The organism is Mesorhizobium sp. M7A.F.Ca.AU.002.02.1.1, assembly GCF_003998535.1.
GTDB classification, from domain to species: domain Bacteria; phylum Pseudomonadota; class Alphaproteobacteria; order Rhizobiales; family Rhizobiaceae; genus Mesorhizobium; species Mesorhizobium ciceri.
In genome coordinates this window covers 1-1,679 of record NZ_RZPB01001062.1, presented here as the reverse complement: position 1 = coordinate 1,679, position 1,679 = coordinate 1, and the positions used below count along the sequence as shown (strand labels likewise).

Sequence of the window (1,679 nt, the reverse complement as noted above, 5' to 3'; positions counted from 1 at the left end):
GCGCCAGCGGCAGTTCCTCCTGCCGCGTGGCCAGCCCCTTTTGTGAGCATAGCCATATCATCGGCTCGCGCAGCACGCCGACTTCGTCCGCCGCTGCCGTCTGGCGCATGACGATCGCCAGATCGAGGCCGCCAGACTGCAGCGCCTGCGCCAACTCGGCGGAACGGCCGACCCGCAGTTCGATCCTGACGCGCGGATGGCTGCCGGCGAAAGCACGCAGCAGATCCGGCAGGCCGCTGTCGGCAAAATCCTGCGTCGTGCCGATGGCAACGCGCCCGGCAGCGCGGGCGCCCTTCAGCGCCAGCCAAGCCTCGCGATGGACGGCAAGAATGCGCTTGGCGTGGCCGACGAGATCCTCACCCGCCGGCGTCAAACCACGTCCCCGCCCCTGCGGCGCCAGCAGCGGCTCACCGACGACTTCCTCCAGCCGCTGCATCTGGGCGGTCACCGCCGAGGGCGAACGGCCGATGCTTGCAGCCGCCTGGGCCAGCGAGCCGCTGTCGACGAAAGCAAGGAAGGTTCGGAGCAGATCGGGATCGAGCGTTTCCATACTTCGATACTATCGAAGTATCATTTAAAAACAATTCGATTTTTTTGCCTAAAAGGTGGTGGCATGGTTGTTTCAACGGCGATCGGACGCCGCTCAAGCCAAGGAGAAGAAGAATGCCTATCATCAACATCAGCGTCACCGGCAAACCTGACGCGGCGCTTTCCGCTCGCATCGCAAAGGAGGCCACAGAAATCACCGCGACGCAGCTGCGCAAGGACCCGACGATCACGGCAGTTGCCGTGTCCTATGTCGATCCGCAGCACTGGTTCGCCGGCGGCAAGTCGCTGGCCGAGCACGGCACCAACACGTTCTGGCTTGATATCAAGGTGGTCGACGGCACCAACACCAAGCTTGAGCTGGAGGCCTATCTGAAGGCGATCTTCGCAGCCTTCGGCCGTCTGCTGGGCGGCGTGCACGAGGAGAGCTACGCCTTCGTGCATGAAGTGCCGGCAGCCGCTTACGGCTATGGCGGCAAGACGCAGGAATTTCGTTTCATCAGTGGACGGCTGCAGGCGGCGTGAGAAGCAGCTTCCCGCACCAAGGGAAGCAAAAGCTCCGCATTGACCTTGCTCCCACATCGTCTAGGTTCTGGCCGACACGGCCGCAAAGAGCCGAGATGCTAAAAACGTTGGGAGAGACGCGGCATGATCCTGACACTGGCGCTGCTTGCGGGTCTTGTTCTGGCCTGGCTCCTGATTGGCGTGGCGGAAAAATTCCGCCTCGGCCTACGCTTCACCCAGGCGCTGCTCTATGTCCCGTTCAAGCTTGCCTACCGGATCGGAGACAGCCGCATCAGGATCGCCCGCAAGGCGCAGGCCCCAGTCATCTACGTCATCTCTCATCAATCGCGCTTCGAGCCGGCGCTGATGCTGTCGCTGCTGCCGGAAGACACGCTGCATATTCTCGATGAGGTCTCGGCGCGCTCGCCGTGGCTCGAACCTTGGCGCGAGCTTGGCCGTACCATCGCCTTCAACGCCGAACATGTCTTCGTCAGCCGCCGGCTGGTGCGGGTGCTGAAGGGCAAGGGCCGGCTCGCTGTCTATCTGCCGGATGCAGTCGAGCCCGACGTCAAGACGTTTCGGTTGTTTCGTGCCGTCACCCGCATCGCCATGCAGGCCGATGCCAAGAT

At 63.0% G+C, this 1,679-nt stretch carries 2 protein-coding genes and 1 pseudogene; 2 read left to right on the top strand and 1 reads right to left on the bottom strand.

Going from position 1 to position 1,679, the window contains the following annotated elements; all coding sequences use genetic code 11:
• The coding region (locus EN879_RS34985) for a LysR substrate-binding domain-containing protein (RefSeq protein WP_127274665.1) at window positions 1–550 on the bottom strand (550 nt) is incomplete at its 3' end.
• Window positions 551–663: 113 nt separating this feature from the next.
• Between EN879_RS34985 and EN879_RS34980 the strand changes: the two genes are divergently transcribed.
• Window positions 664–1,071, top strand: a complete 408-nt coding sequence (locus tag EN879_RS34980; protein WP_013532540.1) for a 4-oxalocrotonate tautomerase family protein — start codon at window positions 664–666, stop codon at window positions 1,069–1,071.
• Between the two features lie 123 nt (window positions 1,072–1,194).
• Window positions 1,195–1,679, top strand: a pseudogene (locus tag EN879_RS34975) (2-acyl-glycerophospho-ethanolamine acyltransferase); the annotation flags it as partial.